General features: G+C 70.6%; 16 protein-coding genes and 1 tRNA gene. 11 read left to right on the top strand and 6 right to left on the bottom strand.

Going from position 1 to position 15,579, the window contains the following annotated elements; genetic code table 11:
* Positions 1-96 precede the first annotated feature (96 nt).
* A complete protein-coding gene (locus BCF74_RS06925) occupies positions 97-2,004 on the top strand; it encodes a propionyl-CoA synthetase (RefSeq protein WP_106297316.1) in 1,908 nt (635 codons plus the stop codon).
* A 54-nt stretch (positions 2,005-2,058) separates the two neighbouring features.
* Here the strand turns inward: BCF74_RS06925 and BCF74_RS06920 are convergent, their stop codons facing one another.
* Together BCF74_RS06920 and BCF74_RS06915 are read right to left on the bottom strand one after the other, a co-directional pair.
* A complete protein-coding gene (locus BCF74_RS06920; RefSeq protein WP_106297226.1) occupies positions 2,059-2,487 on the bottom strand; it encodes a type II toxin-antitoxin system VapC family toxin in 429 nt (142 codons plus the stop codon).
* Positions 2,484-2,738 carry an antitoxin gene (locus BCF74_RS06915; RefSeq protein WP_106297225.1) on the bottom strand — a complete coding sequence of 85 codons (255 nt, stop codon included), beginning with the start codon at positions 2,736-2,738 and terminating at the stop codon, positions 2,484-2,486. Before BCF74_RS06915 ends, BCF74_RS06920 begins: the two co-directional genes overlap by 4 nt.
* Positions 2,739-2,976: 238 nt before the next feature.
* Here BCF74_RS06915 and BCF74_RS06910 point away from each other — a divergent pair, with 238 nt between their 5' ends.
* Complete coding sequence (locus tag BCF74_RS06910) at positions 2,977-3,900, top strand: AEC family transporter (protein WP_106297224.1); 924 nt, start codon at positions 2,977-2,979, stop codon at positions 3,898-3,900.
* 28 nt (positions 3,901-3,928) lie between these two features.
* On the opposite strand, the gene BCF74_RS06905 is transcribed toward BCF74_RS06910, so the two are convergent.
* Complete coding sequence (locus BCF74_RS06905) at positions 3,929-5,476, bottom strand: beta-N-acetylhexosaminidase (protein ID WP_281257177.1); 1,548 nt, start codon at positions 5,474-5,476, stop codon at positions 3,929-3,931.
* Between the two features lie 130 nt (positions 5,477-5,606).
* Here BCF74_RS06905 and BCF74_RS06900 point away from each other — a divergent pair, with 130 nt between their 5' ends.
* On the top strand, positions 5,607-6,413 hold the full coding sequence (locus tag BCF74_RS06900) for a M15 family metallopeptidase (RefSeq protein WP_106297222.1): 807 nt from the start codon (positions 5,607-5,609) through the stop codon (positions 6,411-6,413).
* Between the two features lie 59 nt (positions 6,414-6,472).
* Complete coding sequence (locus BCF74_RS06895) at positions 6,473-6,868, top strand: hypothetical protein (protein WP_106297221.1); 396 nt, start codon at positions 6,473-6,475, stop codon at positions 6,866-6,868.
* A gap of 13 nt (positions 6,869-6,881) precedes the next feature.
* Here the strand turns inward: BCF74_RS06895 and BCF74_RS06890 are convergent, their stop codons facing one another.
* The 3 genes from BCF74_RS06890 to BCF74_RS06880 form a co-directional block, all read right to left on the bottom strand.
* On the bottom strand, positions 6,882-7,502 hold the full coding sequence (locus BCF74_RS06890; RefSeq protein WP_106297220.1) for a superoxide dismutase: 621 nt from the start codon (positions 7,500-7,502) through the stop codon (positions 6,882-6,884).
* A gap of 229 nt (positions 7,503-7,731) precedes the next feature.
* Entirely contained in the window at positions 7,732-9,294 is a 1,563-nt protein-coding gene (locus tag BCF74_RS06885; RefSeq protein WP_106297315.1) for a helicase HerA-like domain-containing protein, read from the bottom strand.
* Positions 9,295-9,645: 351 nt separating this feature from the next.
* Complete coding sequence (locus tag BCF74_RS06880) at positions 9,646-11,169, bottom strand: M28 family metallopeptidase (protein ID WP_106297219.1); 1,524 nt, start codon at positions 11,167-11,169, stop codon at positions 9,646-9,648.
* A gap of 171 nt (positions 11,170-11,340) precedes the next feature.
* Here BCF74_RS06880 and BCF74_RS06875 point away from each other — a divergent pair, with 171 nt between their 5' ends.
* The 7 genes from BCF74_RS06875 to BCF74_RS06845 form a co-directional block, all read left to right on the top strand.
* Positions 11,341-11,634 carry a type II toxin-antitoxin system VapB family antitoxin gene (locus BCF74_RS06875; RefSeq protein ID WP_106297314.1) on the top strand — a complete coding sequence of 98 codons (294 nt, stop codon included), beginning with the start codon at positions 11,341-11,343 and terminating at the stop codon, positions 11,632-11,634.
* 82 nt (positions 11,635-11,716) lie between these two features.
* Positions 11,717-12,301 carry a LytR C-terminal domain-containing protein gene (locus tag BCF74_RS06870; RefSeq protein WP_106297218.1) on the top strand — a complete coding sequence of 195 codons (585 nt, stop codon included), beginning with the start codon at positions 11,717-11,719 and terminating at the stop codon, positions 12,299-12,301.
* A gap of 2 nt (positions 12,302-12,303) precedes the next feature.
* Positions 12,304-13,032: a mannosyltransferase family protein gene (locus BCF74_RS06865; RefSeq protein WP_146132893.1), complete on the top strand. Its 729-nt coding sequence runs from the start codon at positions 12,304-12,306 to the stop codon at positions 13,030-13,032.
* A 484-nt stretch (positions 13,033-13,516) separates the two neighbouring features.
* On the top strand, positions 13,517-14,257 hold the full coding sequence (locus BCF74_RS06860; RefSeq protein ID WP_245889256.1) for a thioredoxin-like domain-containing protein: 741 nt from the start codon (positions 13,517-13,519) through the stop codon (positions 14,255-14,257).
* The gene (locus BCF74_RS06855; protein ID WP_245889255.1) at positions 14,254-14,976 is read left to right on the top strand and encodes a DUF305 domain-containing protein; all 723 of its coding nucleotides are present in this window, start codon (positions 14,254-14,256) and stop codon (positions 14,974-14,976) included. Before BCF74_RS06860 ends, BCF74_RS06855 begins: the two co-directional genes overlap by 4 nt.
* A 49-nt stretch (positions 14,977-15,025) precedes the next feature.
* Positions 15,026-15,115 (top strand) — tRNA-Ser (locus BCF74_RS06850).
* A 247-nt stretch (positions 15,116-15,362) separates the two neighbouring features.
* Positions 15,363-15,579: transposase (locus tag BCF74_RS06845; protein WP_177426639.1), on the top strand; the 217-nt coding region annotated here is incomplete at its 3' end.

Genomic DNA, 15,579 nt, shown 5'->3' with positions numbered 1-15,579 from the left:
GAGCCGGCCCCGTTCGTCGCAGGACCGGCGCCGTTCGTCCGCACCCGCGAGCGCAACCTCTGGTCCCCACCCGGCCACAGCGCGAGGATGGCCGACATGACGGCCTACGACGCGGCATACCGGCGCAGCATCGAGCATCCCGACGAGTTCTGGCGCGAGGCCGCGCAGGACATCGACTGGGTCACTCCCCCGCAGCGCATCCTCGACGACGACAACCCGCCGTTCTACCGGTGGTTCCCGGACGCCGAGCTCAACACCTGCTTCAACGCCCTCGACCGGCACGTCGCGGCGGGGCGCGGAGACCAGCCCGCGATCCACTACGACAGCCCCGTCACCGACACCCGCCGGACCCTCACCTATGCCGCCCTGCTCGACGAGGTCTCGCACTTCGCCGGGGTGCTCGACTCGCTCGGTGTGACGAAGGGCGACCGCGTCGTCATCTACATGCCGATGATCCCCGAGGCCGTCGTCGCGATGCTCGCGTGCGCGCGGATCGGGGCGGTGCACTCCGTCGTCTTCGGCGGGTTCGCGCCGGCCGAGCTCGCCGCGCGCATCGAGGACGCCAAGCCGGTTGCCGTCGTGTCCGCGTCGGCAGGCATCGAGCCCAGCCGCGTCGTCGAGTACAAGCCGCTCCTCGACGCCGCGCTCGACCGCAGCAGCCACAAGCCCGAGTCGGTCATCGTTTTGCAGCGCGAGCAGGCGACCGCCGAAGTCGGGGTGCGCGACACCGACTGGGAGGAGATGACCTGGGACGAGGTCATGGCTGACGCCGAGCCGGCCGACCCGGTCGCCGTCAAGGCGACCGACCCGCTCTACATCCTCTACACCTCCGGCACGACCGGTCGCCCCAAGGGCATCGTCCGCGACAACGGCGGTCACGCGGTCGCGCTGCGCTGGTCGATGCCGAACATCTACGGCATCAACGAGGGCGACACCTGGTTCACCGCCAGCGACGTCGGATGGGTCGTCGGCCACTCCTACATCGTCTACGCGCCACTGCTCACCGGCGCGAGTTCCGTTCTCTACGAAGGGAAACCGGTCGGCACCCCCGACGCCGGCGCGTTCTTCCGGGTGATCCAGGACTACGGCGTGAAGGCCATGTTCACGGCGCCCACGGCATACCGCGCGATCAAACGCGACGACCCGGACGGCGAGCTTCTGCGCGACTACGACCTGTCGAGCCTCGAGACGCTCTTCCTCGCCGGCGAACGCCTCGACCCCGACACCTGGCAATGGGCGACCGACCGCCTCGGCGTCCCCGTCGTCGACAACTGGTGGCAGACCGAGACGGGGTGGCCGATCGCGTCGAGCCTTCGCGGGTTGGAGCCGATGCCGATCAAGCCCGGCTCCCCATCGGTCCCGGTGCCGGGGTATGCCGTGCAGATCCTCGATGAGACCGGCTCACCTCTCCCTGCGGGCGAGGAGGGTGCCATCGCGATCCGCCTGCCGCTGCCGCCGGGGACGCTGCCGACGCTCTGGGGCGACGACGACCGCTACGTCGGCGAGTACCTGTCGACGTATGCCGGCTACTACCTCACCGGGGACGGCGGGCTCGTCGACGAGGACGGCTACCTCTATGTCATGGGCCGCACCGACGACGTGCTCAACGTCGCCGGGCACCGGCTCTCGACCGGCTCGATCGAGGCCGCCCTCGCCGGCCACGAGGCCGTCGCGGAGTGCGCGGTCATCGGCGTCGCCGACGAGCTCAAGGGCCAGCTGCCGCGCGGGTTCGTCGTCCTCAAGTCCGGCATCGACGGCTCCGGCGAGGAGGGCGAACGCATCAGGGCCGAGCTGGTGCAGCGGGTGCGCGACGAGGTCGGCGCCGTCGCGGCGCTGCGTCAGGTCGACGTCGTCACCGCCCTGCCCAAGACCCGCTCGGGCAAGATCCTGCGCAAGACGATGCGCGAGATCGCCGACGGCAAGACCCCGAACGTGCCGTCGACGATCGAGGACGCCACGGTCCTCGAGACCCTGACGCCCGTGCTGCGTCCACCCACCCCGTGAAAAACTCACCCATCGAACGGGGCGGGACAGGCTGGGACCGGCGGAGCGGCGAGGTCAGTCGAGAGGATTGACCCACCGCACCCCGGCAAAGCGGCCGAAGTCACGGTCGTTGGAAAAGACCGTTCCGCCCGATTCGACCGCGTGGGCGGCGAGCTGGGCGTCCGTCGTGAGGCTGGCTCCCGTACCCACCGCCTCCAGGAGCCCGAGCGCCAACCGCACGTTCTCCGGACTCGACCCGAGGAAGCGGCTCTGCGGTCGGGCGAGCCACTCGTCGACGTACTCCGTCGCGGCGGCGACGGACAGGGGTCGTTCGTGGATCCGGGCGCTGGTCGCCAGACGGATGAACCCGAAGATGGCCGGTGCCGTGAGGGCGAACTCCTCAGCGCCGTTCAACGCCTCGACCAGCCATGCCGCGGCTCGCTCGTGCTGCGGGTACCCGTCGAAGACTGCGTACACGAGCAGATTGACGTCGGGGATGATCACGCAGACCCGCCAGCCGTGGTCTCCTCGTCCTCAAGCTCGTCGGCGAGCCGATTGAGCGCGGTGATGTCGAACCCGGGACGGACCCCGGATCGGTGCGTGCGATGTCGGTACGTCTCTGGCTCGGCAGGCGCGACCGTGAGGCCCGCGCGCAGGGCTTCGTTGAGCACCTGCTTGAACGTCTTGCGCTCCCGGTGCTGACGGTCGCTCAGGAGGCGAGCGAGATCGTCGTCGAGGGTCACCGTTGTCCGCATGGCCGCATCATAGCATCATATGCCCAGGCATCATGATGTCTCGCTGCGAGCGTGCGGCCGCCGCAGTCGGCTGTCGCCGCTACCCGCAAGGCCCGATCCGGCTCGCAAGCCCGGCCGTCACTCGCAAGCTGGATCGATCAGGCTTGCGAGTCACGGTGAGGCTCGCGAGCCGTCTTGGGCGCGTCACTCCGCGAGACCGCAACGCCGGTGCTGCGACCGACCACCTAACCTGCAGCCCGTGCAGGGCGTACTCACCGGATTCGCGACGATCGGTGTCGTCATCGGAGTCGGCGCCCTCCTCGCCCACCTGCGCATCGTCGACGCCAGTGCACAACAGGTGCTGTCCAAGGTCGCGTTCTTCGTCGCAAGCCCGGCCCTCATGGTCATGACCCTGTCGCGCGCCAACGTGCATGACGTGCTGTCGAGCAACCTCATCGCGTCCGTCGCCGGAGCGGTCGTCGCAGCGTCGGTCTATGTCACCATCGCCCGTCTCGTGTGGCACCGCAGCCTCGGTGACACGACGATCGGCGCGCTCAGCGCGGCATACGTCAATGCCGGCAACCTCGGCATCCCGGTGGCGAGCTACGTCCTCGGCGACGCGGCCTACGTCGCACCGACGCTGTTGCTGCAGATGCTCGTCCTCCAACCGCTGGCCCTCGCGGTGCTCGACGCGGACTCCCGCGAGGGGCGGCTGCGGTGGTGGCAGTTCGCGTCCCGGCCGATCCGCAACCCACTCACCGTGGGCTCGCTACTCGGTGTCGTGCTGTCGCTGACCGGCTGGACCCTGCCGGCGTTCGTGGCGAACCCGCTCGAGCTGCTCGGCAACATGGCCGTGCCGAGCATGCTCGTCGCCTATGGCGTCGCGCTGCGGCTCGGCCCGGGGCTGGGGCGCGCCGGGTCGGCAGCCGAGCTGGCGACGACCTCGCTGCTCAAGCTGCTCGTGCAACCGCTCGTCGCGTGGTTCGTCGCGAGCGTCGTGCTCGGGGTCGAGGGGCACGCGCTGCTCGCGATCGTCGTGACGTCCGCGCTGCCGACGGCGCAGAACATCTTCGTGCACGCGACCCGCTACGACCGAGCGACGACGCTGGCGCGCGACACGATCCTCATCACGACAGTCGGTTCGGTCCCGGTCATCCTGCTGCTCGCCTGGGTCCTCGGCTGACGACCCGGCGAGCCGGCGCACTCGCCGATCAGGGCTTGTACGGCAGGTCCCGCGTGAGCCGTCCGGTGCCGCCGCGCTGCCACGGCCGCGGTCCGTCGAGCGGGCGCACGTTGACCCCTCGGGCCTCGAGCCGCGCGAGCTGCGCCGTCAGCCGCGGCTCGAGCTCGGACCACTCGGCCGGACCCGACCACGCGTTCTCCGCGAGCGCGCTCACCCGCGGGAACGCCATGTACTCGACGTGCTGCGACGTCGGCATGTACTCGGTCCACAGTTGCCCCTGGATGCCGACGACCCGCGCCGCCGCCGCGTCGTCGAGACCGTCGAGGACGTCGTATGCCGCGACGTCGCCGATCGTGCTCAGCCCACCGATCGTGTGCGGCTCGTCGGGGCCGGCGTCCTGGTAGTGGTCGAAGTAGAAGACCTCCTGCGGCGCCATGACGACGTCGTGTCCGGCCCGTGCCGCACGCACACCCTCCTCGCGGTTGCGCCATGCCATGACGAGCGCGTCCGGCACGTCGCCCTGCTCGAGGATCTCGTCCCAGCCGACGGTGCGGCGGCCGCGCTCGGCCAGCCAGTCGACGAGGTGGCGGGTGAACCATCCCTGCAGCTGCCCCGGTCCGTCGACGCCGCGACGTTGCGCGAGCTCGGCACCGCGCGGGTCGGCGACCCACTCCGTCGTCGGGCACTCGTCGCCGCCGATGTGGATGTCGGTCGAGGGGAAGACCTCAAGGAGCTCGGCATAGATCGTCTCGACCATCTCGACCGCCGGGTCGTCGAGCCACAGCACCTCGTCGAAGACGCCCCAGGTGCCGGGCACCTCCATCGCGGCCACCGGCCGCGCACCCATCTGCGGGTATGCCGCGAGCAGTGACCGTACGTGGCCGGGCACGTCGATCTCGGGGACGACCCGGATACCGCGCTCCGCGGCATACGAGACGAGCTGCTCGAGCTGCGCGCGCGTGTAGAAGCCACCGTGCGGCACCCCGTCGAGCTCGCCGGTCTGGCCCTGCCACGTGCCCGCCCGCCACGAGCCGATGTCGGTGAGGCCGGGCAGCGACGGCACGGGGAAGCGCCAGCCCTGGTCGTCGGTGAGGTGGAGGTGGAAGACGTTGAGCTTGTGCAGCTCCATGAGGTCGAGCAGCCGGAGCAGGAAGTCGACCGGCATGACGTGTCGCGCCACGTCGAGGTGCAGCCCGCGCCACGAGAACCGCGGACGGTCACGCACCGTCACGACCGGCAGCTCGACGGACTCGCTCGCCTGGCCCGAGAGGGCAAACGCCTCGGTCGGCAGGAGCTGGCGCAGGGTCTGGACGGCCCAGCCGGCCGCATCGTCGTCGGCCGCCCGCACCTCGACGCCGTGGGTGGTCACGGCGAGGTGGTACTCCTCGGGCGCCAGCGCAGCGTCGACGACGAGGCGCACCACGGCCGGGGCACCGTCTCCCGCCGGCTGCACGTCGAGTCCCGGACCGAGCGCCCGACGCACGTGCCGGACGAACCGGGGCGTGCCGTCGACGACGACCGGAGAGGTCAAGGTCAGCCGGCCGTCACCGGGCTCGACGCTCGTGGGCTGGGGCAGCAGGGAGGGGTGGCAGCTGTCACACGGCCGATCCTCGCACCCGCGTTGAGACCGCGGACGCTCCGGTCCTCACGAAGGCGGCGTATCTCACGCTCTTGTGAGGACCGGGGCCGCGGAGTAGACACGGGTCATGAGCCTGCGTCGTCTCCTCGCCCCCGTGACCGCCTCGCTCGCCATGGTCGGGGGTGTCGCCGTCGCCGGGCCCCAGCCGGCCGTCGCCGCACGCCCGGCTCAGGCGCCGGCGGAGATCGTCGCCCTGCGCGACGTCGACCCGACGATCGTCGAGGAGATCCGCTACACGACGAACCACAACTTCGTCGGCGAACGTATCGACGGCTACCGCGCCCCGATGTGCCTCGTGACGCGCCCCACCGCGGAGGCGCTGTCGCGGGCCCAGGACGCCCTGCGACCGCGCGGCCTCACGCTCAAGGTCTACGACTGCTACCGGCCCCAGACCGCCGTCGACCACTTCGTGCGCTGGGCCGAGGACCTCGACGACGAGCAGATGAAGTCGGAGTTCTATCCCCGCGTTGACAAGTCCCGGCTCTTCGCCGACGGCTACATCGCGGCGAAGTCGGGCCATTCGCGGGCGAGCACCGTCGACCTCACGATCCAGCCGGTCGACGCCCGTCCCGGACCGACGCCGCACTCGCCGCATCCCGCGGGATCGTGCTTTGGCCCCGTCGAGGACCGCGCACCGGATGCGTCGCTCGACATGGGCACCGCGTTCGACTGCTTCGACACGCTCTCGCACACCGCCAACCCGGCCATCACCGGCGAGGCCCGCGCCAACCGCGACCTTCTCGTGAGCACCCTTGCGGCACAGGGCTTCTCGAACCTGCCCGAGGAGTGGTGGCACTTCACCCACAAGCCGGAGCTCTTCCCGACGACGTTCTTCGACTTCCCCGTGTCCCGGGCATCGCTGACCTCGCGCTGAGGCGCCTCCTCGCTCTCGGTGGATCACCGTCACGACCGAGCAGCGGCGATGATGGGTCGATGATCGACCTCGAGCTCGCCCGCCGGCTCGTCCACGACGCCGGCGTGCTCTGGCAGCCCGCCGCCGGCGACCGCTTCGTCATCGACGCCGAGCTGCTCACCGGGCAGGTCTTTTGGATCAGCGACCTCACGGTCGAGCCGCAGTCCTTCGCCGACCAGACCGTCCTCGGCTTCAACGGCACGACCGAGTGGGCACTCGACTCGGTGACGCTCGACCAGGCCGTGTGGCTGCCTCGCGAGGACCAGCTGCGCGAGCTGCTCGGCGACCGCTTCCTGTCCCTCACACGTACCGAGGACGGCTGGGAGGTGACGTATGCCGCGAGCGACGGCACGCGGCATACGGTCACCGATGCGGACGTCGAGAACGCCTACGCCACAGCGGTTCTCGGTCTGTGACGCGCGACGCCGGTCAGGCGATGAGCCCGGGAGTCCGGCTGCGGGCGCTCTCGAAACGCTGCTGGACGTCGGCCCAGTTGACGACGTTCCACCACTGCGCGACGAAGGTGGCCTTGTCGTTCTTGTAGTCGAGGTAGTAGGCGTGCTCCCACATGTCGAGCATGAGCAGCGGCACCATGCCGAGCGGCACGTTCCCCATGTGGTCGAAATGCTGGACGATGAACGGTCGCTGCGCGAGCACGTCCCACACCAGTACGGCCCAACCGGACCCCTGCAGGCCGAGCGCGACGGCCTGGAAGTGGGCCCGGAAGGCGTCGAAGCCACCGAAGTACTCGTCGATGGCCGCGGCCAGCTCGCCGACCGGCTTGTCGCCACCGTCGGGTGACATGTTCGGCCAGAACACCGAGTGGTTGACGTGCCCGCCGAGGTGGAACGCGAGGTTCTTCTCGAGCGTCGACAGGCTGCCGAAGAGCTGCCGGTCGCGCGCCTCCTCCAGCTGTTCGACGGCGGTGTTGATGCCCGTGACGTAGGCCTGGTGGTGCTTGTCGTGGTGCAGCTCCATGATCGCGCCGGAGATGTAGGGCTCAAGGGCGGCGTAGTCGTAGGGCAGGTCGGGGAGGGAGTAGTCAGCCATGCCCGCGACCCTCTCGTTGTTGCAAAGAGTTCGCAACAACGACAGGCCGACCGTCGCCGACTCTCGGGGAACACTCAGCCAACGCGCCCGCGACCACCGGCGCAGAGTGTGCCGAGGGGCGCTCGCATGGGAGCGCCCCACACCAGGATCTGCGCCGGTGGCGCGACCGGCGCAGATCGTGGCGACGCCAGCGGCTCAGCGGCGGCGGGTGCCCAAGATGGAGCGCGGCTCAGCGGCGGCGGGTGCCGAAGATCGAGCGGGTGATCTCGCGGCCGATGACCGTGCCGGCCGAGCGCAGTGCCGACTTGAACGCGCTCGACTTCACGACCTGCTCGACGAGACCCGGGTCCTCCTTGGGCTGGGCCTGCTTGCGTGCCGGAGCCTTGCCACCCGAGGGCGCGGGAGCCGGCGCCGGAGTCCCGGTGCCGGCCGCCTCGCCGGACGCCGGAGGCGTCGTCGCCTGCACGCGCGCCGCGAGCTTCTCGTAGGCCGACTCGCGATCGGTCACCGCGGCATACTTCCCCGCGATCGACGACGCGGCGATCGTCTGGTCGACGAGCGCCTCGGGCGACGGCGCCATGAGCGACTGCGGCGCCCGCATGCGCGTCCACGCCACCGGAGTCGGCGCGCCCTTCTCGGACAGGACGGTCACGACCGCCTCACCGGTGCCGAGCGAAGTGAGCAGCTTCTCGAGGTCGTACTGCGTGTGCGGGTAGGTCTTGACGGCCGACTTCAGCGCCTTGGCGTCGTCCGGGGTGAAGGCGCGCAGGGCGTGCTGGACCCGGTTGCCGAGCTGCGCGAGGACGCCCGACGGCACGTCACGCGGCGACTGCGTCACGAAGAAGACGCCGACCCCCTTGGACCGGATGAGCCGCACGGTCTGCTCGATCGAGTCGAGGAACGCCTTGCTCGCGTCGGCGAAGAGCAGGTGCGCCTCGTCGAAGAAGAAGACGAGCTTGGGCTTGTCGACGTCGCCGACCTCGGGCAGGTCTTGGAAGAGGTCCGCGAGCAGCCACATGAGGAAGGTCGAGAACAGGGCCGGCCGGTCCTGCACCCCGGGCAGCTCGAGGCAGGTGATCAAGCCCTTGCCGTCGGAGGTCGTGCGCAGCAGGTCGGTGGTCTCGAACGCCGGCTCGCCGAAGAACGCATCCGCTCCCTGGTCCTCGAACGCGATGAGCTCACGCAGGATCACGCCCGCCGTCGCGCTCGACAGACCACCGAGGGCCTTGAGCTCCGGCTTGCCCTCGTCGCTCGTGAGAAACTGGATGACGGCGCGCAGGTCCTTGAGGTCGAGCAGCGCGAGGCCGTTCTTGTCGGCGTAGTGGAAGACGAGGCCGAGGCTCGACTCCTGGGTGTCGTTGAGGCCGAGCACCTTGGCGAGCAGCGTGGGCCCGAAGTCGGTGATCGTCGCGCGGATCGGCACGCCCTTGCCCTGGCCGCCGAGGCTGAGGAACTCGGTCGCGTATGCCGTGGGCTGCCAGTCCTGCCCGACGTCCTGTGCGCGCTGGGTCACCTTGTCGTTGGCCTCGCCCGGGCTGGCGAGGCCGGAGAGGTCGCCCTTGATGTCGGCGAGGAAGACGGGGACGCCCTGGCCGGCGAGCTGCTCGGCCATGAGCTGCAGGGTCTTGGTCTTGCCGGTGCCGGTGGCGCCGGCGACGAGGCCGTGCCGGTTGAGGACCGCGAGCGGGATCTGCACGGGCGCATCGGCGTAGGCCGTGTTCTCGACGACGGCCGCGCCGAAGTTGAGCGACGGCCCGTCGAAGGCGTACCCCGCCCGGATCTCGTCGAGGATGGGGCCGCCCGAGCTCTTCTGGGCCGCGGGCGCCTTCTCGGCGGGCGTCTCGGTGGATGCCTTCTCGGCCGTAGGCGCCTCCGTCGCGGGTGCCTCTGCGGCGGGTGCGTCCGCCGGAGCGGCGTCGGGCGTGTCCGCCGGAGCGGCGTCGGTGGCGGGCGTCTCTGGCGTCGCGTTCTCGGTCACGCTCCGCACTCTAGTGCGCACCCGGCATACCGTCAGCGGACGCCGTGGAGGCCCTCGACACAGGCCGGCCGGGGGCTGCCGGAAGGCGGTATGCCGCCCGCGCGCCCCTGCGAGGGCGAGCGGACGGCATACCGGCTGGTCACGCAGGTGCGCGTCAGCGCACGGTCAGGCGGCGGCCCTCCCGGTGGCGTCGAACTTCGGGTGCGGCTTGCCGGACTTGCCGGCGCTGCGCTTGCCGTTGATCGTCTCGGTGCTCATCGCGAGCGTGATCGCGGCGTGCGCGATGGCGTCGCTGTTGATGTCGAGCGCCTCACGGCTGACGTTGTCGATGTCGTCGCCGGCACCGTGGTAGTTCACGTCGTAGGCGACGCCCGCCTGCCCGCCGAAGAGCTCCTGCTCGGCAGCGGTCTTCGGCTGCTCGGCTCCGGTGAAGAGGCCGGAGGCCGGGATGCCGTTGACGATGAACGCCTGGTAGTCGGAGCGTCCGGAGAACTCCGTGTCCACCCACGGCTGCCCGACGGAGTCGAAGTAGTCGGTCAGGACGTCCTCGGTCTCGATCGAGCCGGCCGGGATCGGCACGCCGGTCGGGGCCGGGTAGGTGGACTGGTCGGCGTCGTAGACCCCGATCTTGTAGTTGGGCGAGCCCACCATGTCGAAGTTGAGGTAGGTGGCGATGTTGTCGAGCTCGGCCGGGTTGTTGGCCACGAGGTCCTCGACGTAGTAGTTCGACCCGAGGAGCCCGAGCTCCTCCGCACCCCAGAACGCGAAGCGGACGGCGTTGTTGAGCTTCTTGACCTCGGCGAGCTGGACCGCGGTCTCGAGCAGGGCCGCGGCGCCGCTGCCGTTGTCGTTGATGCCGGGACCCTCGAACGCGCCGTCGAGGTGGGCGCCGAGCATGACGACGTTGTCGGTGCGGCCGGTGTCCGTCTGCGCGATGAGGTTGTAGGTCTCGCGCATCTCGATGGGTGCGGCGTAGACGCGCGCGACGGTCGTGGCCGGGTCACTGAGGTCGACGCCGGCGAGATAGCTGACGCCGGCGACGGGGATGTTGACGTCGTACTTGCCCAGGGTCGCGTTGACCGGACCGTTGCGGTCGTCGGCGGTCGTGTTGCCCTGGTTGAAGATGATGACGGCGCTCGCTCCGGCGGCCTCGGCGTTGTCGGCCTTGGCGCCGAAGTCGCAGCCGCCGCGCTGGATCAGCGCGATGTTGCCCACGGGGAAGCCCGCGAAGTCGGACTCCTGGCAGCCCGAGGTGCTGGTGTTGCCCAGCCCGAGCTGGATGTCGACGGCGGTCACCTGGGCGGTGACGTCGCCCGCACCCGAGCCGGTCGCGGTGTTGGACACGTACTGCGTCGGCGTCGGTGAGATCTGCTCGACCTCACCCGGCTCCTGGTACTCGAACTCGAAGTACTGCCGGGTGACCTCGTAACCGGCGGCCTCGAGGACGCCTTGGACGTAGTCGGCCGAGGCGTCGTAGCCCGAGGTGCCAGCGGCGCGGTTGCCGTCATTGGCGTCCGCGATCTCCTGGAACTGCTCGAGGTGGTTCATGACCGCGTCCACGGTGACGGCCTTGCGCATCTTGGCCGAGTTGTTGGGGTTGCCCGCTTGGGCGGGTCCGACACCGATGGTGGTCAGGGTCAGACCGGCCAACGCCAGACCGGCGATGGCACTGCGACGGGGAGCTCGCATGGATGACTTCCTCCTGTTGCCGTGGACCACCACGCTGTGGCCCACATGATGAGACGAGACGCTAATCAACGAGGGCCGATCCGGCCACCGCCCGAACGGGTAGGTCACGGTGCGCTCACGGCCCGCCCGGCGGCGCGCGCCGCCCGAGAATGGCCGCATACAGTGGCGGGCGTGATCTTCAAGGCCGTCGGCGACACGCGTCCCTACCCCGAGCACGGGTACAGCGCACGCCAGTGGTCCAACGTCCCGCCGCGGCTCGTCCGGCTCGACGACCTCGTCACGACGAAGCGCACCCTCGACCTCGGCATGCTGCTCTCGGAGGACTCGACGTTCTACGGCGACCTCTTCGCCCACGTCGTCGAGTACGAGGGGACGCTCTACCTCGAGGACGGCCTGCACCGCGCCCTGCGCGCCGCCCTCCACCAGCGACCGACGCTGCACGCGCGCGTCCTCGTCATCGAGTAGCCGAGCCGACCAGCCGGGCCGACCAGCCGAGCCAGACCAGCCGAGCCAGACCAGCCGAGCCGAAGTCCAGACAGGGGAGCAGATGTCCGACCGCGAACTCACCGCCGAGCTGCGGCACCGGCAGCAGCAGAAGCGCGCGTCGACGACCATCCTCGTCGTCCTGCTCATGCTCTTCTTCGCGTTCTGGTACGCGTACTCCTACTACCGCGCCTCCTCCGAGCCAGGGGGCGGCTCGGCCGCGAACGCCGAGTCGTCCTGCACGCCCTTCGACCCGAAGCGCCCAACACCGGCCAACACCAAGGTCAACGTCTACAACGCCACCAAGAAGGAGGGCCTCGCCGGCCGCACCGCCGCAGCCCTGCGGGAGCGCGGGTTCTCCGTCGGCAAGGTCGCGAACGACCCGCTGGGGCGCGCCGTCGCCGGCCCGGCCGAGGTGCGCTTCGGCCCCAGCGGCAAGGGCCGCGCCGAGCTCGTCGTGCCCATGGCCGGCAAGGGCGCGACCCTGGTTCCGGACAAGCGCAAGGACACCAGCGTCGACCTCGTCCTCGGGGCGAAGTTCACGTCCCTCGCTCCCCTGCCCTCGCCGACGGGCAAGCCGATGTGCCCCGACCCGAGCGCCTCCACCAGCCCCTCCCGCAGCACCGCCAGCGCGTCGACCACCGGCTGACCGTGCCCACCTCGCCGGCGGTCCGGGCCGCCGCTGCGTTCCTCGCGTCCCGGATCGCCCTCGGCGCAACCCTGCTCGTCATGGCGGCCGCGGCCGGCCAGGGTGCGGTCGACCACGAGTGGGCGACCGGGACCTGGTGGCTCGACCGGTTCGCGGCGTGGGACAGCTACCACTATGTCCGGATCGCGACCCTAGGCTACCTGCCGCCCGGCCTGGACTGCTGCGACCAGGCATTCTTCCCCGGCTACCCGGCCACGATGGCAGCGACGGCACCCGTCCTCGGCGGCAACGTCACCGCCGCAGGCCTGCTCGTCAGTCTCGTCGCCGGCGCCGTCGCGGCGGGCCTGCTGTGGCGGCTCGTCACCGACGACGCCCGCGGAGGGCCGCTCGCCGCGTCGCGCGCGGTCTGGCTCCTCGCGCTCCTGCCCACCGGCTTCTTCCTCGTCGCCATCTACACCGAGGCACTCTTCCTCGCCCTCGCCCTCGGGGCGTGGCTGCTCGCGACCCGTCGCCACTGGTGGTGGGCCGGGCTGCTCGCGGCGCTCGCGACCGGGGTGCGCGTCAATGGCCTCTTCCTCGCAGCCGGTCTCGTCGTCCTGTATGCCGTGCAGTGGCACCGCGACGGGCGTCCCCGACCGCGGTGGGATGTCCTCGCGCTCGGCCTCCCGGCGGTGCCGGTCGCCGCGTTCGTCACCTACCTGCACGCACGCACCGGCTCGTGGAACGCGTAGCGCGAGGCCGAGGAGCGCGGCTGGGACCGCACGACGACATGGCCGTGGGAGGGGCTGGCCGCGGCCTGGCGCTCGCTGCTCGACAGTCCGAACGCGTGGCTCGCCGCAAGCCGCGCGGCCGACATCGTCGCCATCCTCGGCGGTGTCGCCGTCTGCGTTCTCCTGGGGCGACAGCGGCGTTGGCCGGAGCTGACCTACCTCGGCCTCAGTGTCGGGGTCGTCCTGTGCTCGACCCTCTGGGTCTCGGCCCCGCGCTACGCCCTCACCCGGTTCCCCGCGATCCTCGCGCTGGCGACGCTCGGCGAGCGGCCGGCATACCGACGCCTGTATGCCGTGGGGCTGGGGCTGTGCGCCGTCCTCCTTCTCGCGGCGACCTGGGCGGTCGCGACCCGGCACTGGGTGGCCTGATCGGGCCTGCCGCGAGCGCCCGACAGGCGAATAGGCGACAATCTCACCCGACACCGATCGACCAACAGGAGTTCTCGTGGCCCCGTCCGGCAGTGGCAGCAAGAAGGCACGCGCGGCCCAGCGCGCAGCGACCGACCGCGTCGCGCAGATGCGCAAGGAGCAGCAGCGCAAGGACCGCCGCCGCCTCGGCGCCATCTGGGGCGCGGCGGCGGTGACCATCGCGATCATCGTCGGCGCCGTGGCGTTCGCCATCATCCGTGACCAGAAGGACACGCCCAGCCTCGCCGCGGTGAAGTCCTACAAGTACGACGGCGGTGCGCACGTCCAGACGAAGGTGGACTACAAGGAGGACCCGCCCGTCGGCGGCGAGCACCACCCGGTGTGGCTCAACTGCGGCGTCTACGACAAGCCGGTGCCCAACGAGAACGCCGTCCACTCGCTCGAGCACGGCGCCGTGTGGATCACCTACCGCCCGGACCTCCCCAAGGAGCAGGTCGACAAGTTCAAGGACCTCCTGCCGGACACGTACACCCTGCTGTCGCCCTACGAGGGCCTCAAGGCACCGGCGTTCATCTCGGCGTGGGGCAAGCAGCTCCAGCTCACCGGTGCCGACGACCCGCGCATCGAGGAGTTCGTCAAGGAGTTCCGCCAGGGCCCGCAGACGCCGGAGCCGAATGCGCTGTGCACCAATGGCACCGACGGCTCGGACCTGCCGACCGGTGAGGGTATGCCGGGCGCCTCGCCGGCTCCGACCGGTGACGCCCCCGTCGGCCCCTCGACCCAGCCGTCGCCGAGCGCGAGCCCGTCCGCGTCGTGACCGAGCGCGACTCCGCGGTGACCGACACCTCCATCGACGGCGAGGACGACCTCGACGCGTCGGTGGACGGTGCCGGTCCGCGGGGTCGCTCGCGCGCCGAGGTCCTCGGTCTCGCCGCGTTGTTGTCGTCGGTGGCGCTGCTCGCCGGGCTCGTGCTCGGCTGGGGGTTGTTCGGGCGCGACGGGTTCCCGATCGACGGGTCAGCGGAGGCGGGGTTCGCGCGGGACATGCAGACCCACCACGCGCAGGCGGTGCAGATGTCGCTGCTCGTCATGGAGCGGACGCAGGACCCGGAAATACGCAAGCTCGCCGAGGACATCGCGACCAGCCAGCAGGGCCAGATCGGGCAGATGTTCGCCTGGCTCCAGCTGTGGGGGCTCTCCCCCACCGGGTCGCAGCCGCCGATGGCCTGGATGGGCGGCGAGCACCACGCCGGCGGAGCGTCGGCGTCCCCGACCTCGGTGTCGGGCGACCCGGTGCCGATGCCGGGCATGGCCTCGCCCGCGGACCTCGACCGGCTGCGGGCGGCGACGAGCGTCGAGGCGGACAAGATCTTCCTGTCGCTGATGATCCCGCACCACCGAGGCGGGATCGAGATGGCCGAGGCCGTGCTGGCCCGCTCGGACCGCGAGGAGGTCGTCACGCTGGCGACGGCGATGGAGACCGCCCAGACGGCCGAGATCCGGGCCATGGAACAGCTCCTCGCCGCCAAGTCCTGACGCGTGCCCCGATTTCGTCTCGGCGGACGGGTTGCGTATCCTGCTTCGCGGTGGTGTGTCCGAGCGGCCTAAGGAGCACGCCTCGAAAGCGTGTGTGGGTTCACGCCCACCGTGGGTTCAAATCCCACCGCCACCGCCAACTGGAATTGCCCCGGGAGCTCGCGACCGGGGCTTTTCCTGTTGGCGAGTGCCGAGGGGATGCCGGGAGCTGGAGCGCACGCGCGACGTAGGAACGCGGCCGCGACAGCGGCTCCCACCGCCACCGAGTTGAGTCCATAGGGTTGGTGTACGACGACACCGGTGAGCGTGTCCCTACGCACGTAGGTGCGGTCACCGCGTGATCCTTCGAGTGAACCTCTCACAGCACTCTCGAATGGAGCATCGCGATGACCGCGAACACCAGTATCGACCCTGCCGTCTTCCTGCACGACCAGCTCGCCCAGGCCAGCCCGGACCTGATGCGCGATCTGCTGACCACGTTCATCAACGCGCTGCTGTCGGCGCAGGCCGATAGCGTGTGCGGTGCCGAGTACGGCACCCGTAGCCCGGACCGCACCAATAGCCGCAACGGGTACCGGCACCGGGACCTGGACACTCGCGCCG

This window comes from Knoellia remsis (assembly GCF_003002895.1).
GTDB classification, from domain to species: Bacteria; Actinomycetota; Actinomycetes; order Actinomycetales; family Dermatophilaceae; genus Knoellia; species Knoellia remsis.
Note: the sequence above shows the minus strand (reverse complement) of the source record. Positions and strands in the feature narration are given on the sequence as shown.

Bases quoted from the DNA above. Each gene is read 5' to 3' on its own strand.
- BCF74_RS06925 (WP_106297316.1), top strand. From the start codon at position 97: ATGACGGCCTACGACGCGGCATACCGGCGCAGCATCGAGCATCCCGAC.
- BCF74_RS06915 (WP_106297225.1), bottom strand. From the start codon at position 2,738: ATGCGGACAACGGTGACCCTCGACGACGATCTCGCTCGCCTCCTGAGC.
- BCF74_RS06900 (WP_106297222.1), top strand. From the start codon at position 5,607: ATGAGCCTGCGTCGTCTCCTCGCCCCCGTGACCGCCTCGCTCGCCATG.
- BCF74_RS06895 (WP_106297221.1), top strand. From the start codon at position 6,473: ATGATCGACCTCGAGCTCGCCCGCCGGCTCGTCCACGACGCCGGCGTG.
- BCF74_RS06890 (WP_106297220.1), bottom strand. From the start codon at position 7,502: ATGGCTGACTACTCCCTCCCCGACCTGCCCTACGACTACGCCGCCCTT.
- BCF74_RS06880 (WP_106297219.1), bottom strand. From the start codon at position 11,169: ATGCGAGCTCCCCGTCGCAGTGCCATCGCCGGTCTGGCGTTGGCCGGT.
- BCF74_RS06870 (WP_106297218.1), top strand. From the start codon at position 11,717: ATGTCCGACCGCGAACTCACCGCCGAGCTGCGGCACCGGCAGCAGCAG.